Here is a 4511-nt window from a genome sequence, read left to right as displayed (position 1 = left end):
GACCGAGCGCCAGGTGGTCGACATCCTCGACCTCGACATCGGCTACGGCCAGGGCCACCTGTTCGGCGAGCCGCGGGCGATCCGCGAGGCGGTGCTGGCCGAGGCCGACCCGCCCTCCACCTATCCGCGCCCGCCGGTCCTCAGGCGAGCGGCGGGCGGGCGGTAGGGATCCACGCCTGTCGCTGTCATCCGGGTTTCGGCAGCACGCCGCACTCGCGGGTCCCGCTCTTCGCGTTCCGCGAAACCGGGATGACAGTCAGGGAGGCCGGCGGTTAGAGAGCCCGCCATGAGCTCGCCCGCGATCATCCCCGGCCTCGCCGCGCTGGCGGACAACTACGACGTGTTGCTGTGCGACGTCTGGGGGGTGATCCACAACGGGCGGGAGGCCTTCCCCCTGGCCTGCGAGGCGCTGGCCCGCTACCGCGCGCAGGGCGGCGAGGTCGTGCTGATCTCCAACTCGCCCCGGCCGAATGCGCAGGTGATCGCCCAGATGGACGGGCTGGGCGTGCCGCGCGAGGCATGGTCGCTGATCGTCACCTCCGGCGACGCCACCCGCAAGCTGCTGGCCGAGCGCGCGCCGGGGCCGGCCTGGAAGCTCGGGCCGGAGCGCGACGATCCGCTCTACGAGGGCCTGGGGCTCGCGTTCGTCCCGCTGGAGGCGGCCCGCTTCATCGCCTGCACCGGGCCGTTCGACGACGAGCGCGAGACGCCGGAGGCCTACCGCGAGCGGTTCCGCGCGGCGATCGCCCGCGGCCTGCCGATGATCTGCGCCAACCCGGATATCGTGGTGCAGCGGGGCGAGAAGCTGATCTACTGCGGCGGGGCGCTGGCCCAGCTCTACGAGGCGCTGGACGGGCAGGTGTTCATGGCCGGCAAGCCGCACGCGGCGATCTACGAGCTGGCGCTCCTGAAGGCCGAAGAGCGGCGGGGCCGCCCGATCGCGCGGGCCCGGGTGCTGTGCGTCGGCGACGGGCCGCGCACCGACCTGCGCGGCGCCAATGCGCAGGGCCTCGACGTGCTGTTCATCGCCAACGGCATTCACGGCCCTGAGATCCTGGCCCACGGCGCGATCGATCCGGCGATGATCGACCACGTCTTCGAGACCGAAGGCGTGACCGCCGCCTACGCCATGGCCGACCTGGTCTGGTGAGCGCGGCCCATCCTCGCTAAGTGAGACGCGGCCAGGAGGGACGGACCAGGCGTGCGGCAGGCATTGTTCGGAGGGGGCATCGGCGGATGAGCCGGGTGCGCGTCATCCACGGCTGGAAGAACCTGCCCGAGAGCGACCGCGGCGCGGCCGTCGCCATGGGCAACTTCGACGGCGTCCACCGCGGCCACCAGAAGGTGATCGCGCTGGCCGCCGAGGCGGCTCGCGAGCTCGGCTGCCCGCTGGGGGTGATCACCCTGGATCCGCACCCGCGCGTCTATCACCGCCCGCAGGAGCCCGCCTTCCAGCTGATGAAGCGCGACCAGCAGGCGCGCGCGCTGGAGGCGCTGGGCGTCGACATCCTGTACGTGCTGCCCTACGGCGAGCTCGCCCAGGTCACCGATCGCGACTTCGCCGCCCGCGTGCTGCACGAGGGGCTGGGCGTCCGGCACGTGGCGCTGGGCTTCGACAACTCCTACGGCAAGGACCGCACCGGCACGCCGGACACCATGCGCCAGTACGGCGCGGAGCTCGGCTTCGGGGTCTCGGTCGCCGCCGAGGTGACCGACGTGCACGGCGAGAAGTTCTCCTCCACCGCGGTGCGCGAGGCGCTGCGCGAGGGGCGTCCGGAGGAGGCGGCGCGGATCCTCGGCCGGCCGTTCGCCGTCGAGGGCGAGGTGGTCCGCGGCCGCCAGCTCGGCCGCAAGCTCGGCTACCCCACCGCCAACGTCGGCCTCGACGACTACGTGATCCCGAAGTTCGGCGTCTACGCCACCCGCACCCGCCTGCCCGACGGCCGCAAGCTGCCGGGCGTCGCCAACATCGGCGTCAACCCCACCGTCGACGGCGTGACCGAGCCGCTGCTCGAGGTGTGGCTGTTCGACTTCGACGAGGACATCTACGACCAGGTGATCGAGACCGACCTCATCGCCTTCCAGCGCCCCGAGCTGAAGTTCGACAGCCTCGACGCCATGGTCGTCCAGATCGAGGCCGACGTGCGCGAAGCAAAGGCGAAGCTGGGCGTCTGAGCCGAAGCACCGCATCCTCGATCCAGCGATTCACCACGTCGGAGCCCATGCGAACCATCTTCCTCGTCGGAACTGTCTTCTGCGGGTCGACGGCCATCGCTCGGGAACTCGCGCGGGACGATCGGATCGACACCATGGGCGAGATTGATCGCCTTTCGTCCTTCCGACCGTGGTCGGGCCGGGAGCGGGACCGGGTCGTGGATCGGTGCCGGATCTGCGGCATGGCGGGGCGAGAGCACGAATGCCCCATCTTCGACGAGAGCCTGATCCAGGAGGCGACCGCGGGTGGGCTCCGCGAGGGCTATGCGGCAGTACGTCGGCGCTTCGCCGCGCCGGTCGCGATCGACGGCTCCAAGAACCCGGCGTGGGTGCGCCAGGTTGCGATGTCCACATCCGGGCTCGACACAGCCGCCATAATCCTCGCGCGACTCCCCTGGGCTTTCGCCTACAGCCACAGCGGAGCAAGCGGAGAGGCCCTCGCCGCCTCGGCGGCGGTCTGGCGCGACACCTATCAGGAGGCGCTGCAGGTCGTGGCCGATCTCGGCATTCCGTGCCTGGTGATCCGCTACGAGGATTTCATCTTGAACCGGAAGGCTGGGCTGGAGGCCGTGTCGCGGCTACTTGGCTTCACCCCGGAAGCCACCCGCCCCTTGGCGGTCGGGCTGCACCATGCCGTCGGGGGGAATCTCGGAGCCTTTCTGGGCATGGACGGAATTGACGAGGCCGCAGTTCGCGCGGCCCAGGTCGAACCCGGTGAACTCTTCAAGCTTGAGGCGCAGCAGCTGCGGTCAGACGAACTGACGCTCGTGGAACGCTGGCGCGGCGAGCTCAATGTTGCGGAGTTTTCGGCGATCCTCCGCGTCCCAGGAGTCTGGGAGATGGGGCGGCTCCTGGGCTTCGACCTGGTCCACCATCTCACCCGCTGACCAGCTTGTTGGCCTCCAGCTCGGCCGTTCGATCCTGCCACTCAATCACAGCCAGGTAGTTGCGCAGGCGATTGAGCTCTAGGCGGGCGAGTAGCGGGTTTTCATGAAATGGAAGCAGCACCTGCGCCACGTCCGCGCTCCATGACGCATCGGAGTCGAAGAGGACGCCGAGGCCAAAGACAGCAGGAATCCGCGCCCAGCCGAGGTCCTTGCCCCCGGCCGCGGAATTGGCGAACAGGAAGTCTTTGATCGCGGTGAAGACGCCGTTGCATGGCCCGCCGAGCTTCGTCGACCAGGCCCAATGCCCCATGCCTCGGAACCCGCGGCCGCGCACAAGCGTCTCGCTCTCGAGCGTTACCCCTGCATCGAAGTCATAGGGTTGGCGGTATTCCGCAGGAATCCGATCGGGCGCGTAATACGAATCCCTGTGCGCGGTCGGCCAGCCCACATCATGGAGAAAGACGAGCAGAGGTCGTCCATCGCGCCGGCAGGCGGCGTGGATCGCCTTCAACTCATGATGCACGGTGTACCAGTTGTGGTCGCCGTCGATCAGCCAGGCGTCGACATCGGCGAGCTCGGTAAGCGCTTCGAGGCTTGGCCGCTCCACATGCTTCACGAGATCCGGCGCTCCAGCGCACCACGCGAGGAAATCGGGTTGCGGGCAGGGATCGATGCAGGTGAGCGTTCCTCCTCGACGGGCGGCATGCTGTGCAAGCAGGTTGGATGTGCCGCCAAACTCTGCGCCGATCTCGACGAGGTGTTTGGCGCCTGCCTTTTCCAGGCAAGTCTCGATGATTTCCCAGAATTCGGCCATGGAGTGGATCAGAAGGGACATGCGCACTACGCCGCTGCGATCGCCTGCGGGTCGGCCGCCGCGCGGGGACGCTCGGCGATCGGGCGGAAGACCACCACCAGCACGAGATCCTCACCCGTGTCGGCCGGCGGCGGGACCATGATGAAGGCCTCCTCGCCGGTCATCTGCATCAGGCCGCCGGGGCCGCCGCCGACGCCCTCGAACACCGGCTGGGCCGGAATGGTCGCGGCGCCCTCGCGCTCGGTGGCCCAGAGGCTCGCGGCCTTGGCGAAGCCGATCTCCTGCACCTGCACGAAGTCGTAGAGCTTGCCGAACTGCAGGCCGATGGCGTAGCGCGACCGGCCGATCGGGATGCAGGCGGTGTAGTAGCCGGCGTGGGTCGGCATGGCCTCGATGCGCTGCAGCTCCACGTGCTGGCCGTCGGCCACCATGATCGGCAGCTCGAGGGTGTGGTCGGAGAAGTCCTTCTGCCGCAGGTCGAGGCCGAACCGCGACTGGGCGAGCAGCGTCAGGCTGAGCGGCAGCCCCTGACCGCGCAGCTCGGCCGAGAGGTACATCCGCCGCGTCTTGCCCATGTAGAAGAGGCCGAGCCGGCG

Annotated in this window: 5 protein-coding genes and 1 pseudogene; 4 read left to right on the top strand and 2 right to left on the bottom strand. The window is 69.3% G+C overall.

The genetic code is table 11. The annotated features are described in order from the left end of the window. The 4 genes and pseudogenes from VLI41_RS09160 to VLI41_RS09145 all read left to right on the top strand — a co-directional run. A pseudogene (locus VLI41_RS09160) lies at positions 1-166 on the top strand (diguanylate phosphodiesterase); the annotation flags it as partial. Positions 167-286: 120 nt separating this feature from the next. Further along, positions 287-1150 carry a TIGR01459 family HAD-type hydrolase gene (locus VLI41_RS09155; RefSeq protein WP_325267767.1) on the top strand — a complete coding sequence of 288 codons (864 nt, stop codon included), beginning with the start codon at positions 287-289 and terminating at the stop codon, positions 1148-1150. An 86-nt stretch (positions 1151-1236) separates the two neighbouring features. Further along, a complete protein-coding gene (locus VLI41_RS09150; protein WP_325267766.1) occupies positions 1237-2175 on the top strand; it encodes a bifunctional riboflavin kinase/FAD synthetase in 939 nt (312 codons plus the stop codon). Between the two features lie 47 nt (positions 2176-2222). Continuing rightward, the gene (locus VLI41_RS09145) at positions 2223-3101 is read left to right on the top strand and encodes a hypothetical protein (protein ID WP_325267765.1); all 879 of its coding nucleotides are present in this window, start codon (positions 2223-2225) and stop codon (positions 3099-3101) included. Here the strand turns inward: VLI41_RS09145 and VLI41_RS09140 are convergent. Together VLI41_RS09140 and VLI41_RS09135 are read right to left on the bottom strand one after the other, a co-directional pair. Beyond that, entirely contained in the window at positions 3091-3936 is an 846-nt protein-coding gene (locus VLI41_RS09140) for a class I SAM-dependent methyltransferase (RefSeq protein ID WP_325267764.1), read from the bottom strand. The two genes, VLI41_RS09145 and VLI41_RS09140, sit on opposite strands and share 11 nt — an antisense overlap. A 5-nt stretch (positions 3937-3941) precedes the next feature. Further along, a partial coding sequence (locus VLI41_RS09135; protein WP_325267763.1) for a hypothetical protein occupies positions 3942-4511 on the bottom strand: 570 nt, incomplete at its 5' end.

Origin of the sequence: Phenylobacterium sp., assembly GCF_035475775.1 — a bacterium.
Classification (GTDB): Bacteria; Pseudomonadota; Alphaproteobacteria; order Caulobacterales; family Caulobacteraceae; genus Phenylobacterium.
This window is presented reverse-complemented; position numbering and strand designations above follow the sequence as displayed.

Bases quoted from the DNA above. Each gene is read 5' to 3' on its own strand.
- VLI41_RS09155 (WP_325267767.1), top strand. From the start codon at position 287: ATGAGCTCGCCCGCGATCATCCCCGGCCTCGCCGCGCTGGCGGACAAC.
- VLI41_RS09150 (WP_325267766.1), top strand. From the start codon at position 1,237: ATGAGCCGGGTGCGCGTCATCCACGGCTGGAAGAACCTGCCCGAGAGC.
- VLI41_RS09145 (WP_325267765.1), top strand. From the start codon at position 2,223: ATGCGAACCATCTTCCTCGTCGGAACTGTCTTCTGCGGGTCGACGGCC.
- VLI41_RS09140 (WP_325267764.1), bottom strand. From the start codon at position 3,936: ATGTCCCTTCTGATCCACTCCATGGCCGAATTCTGGGAAATCATCGAG.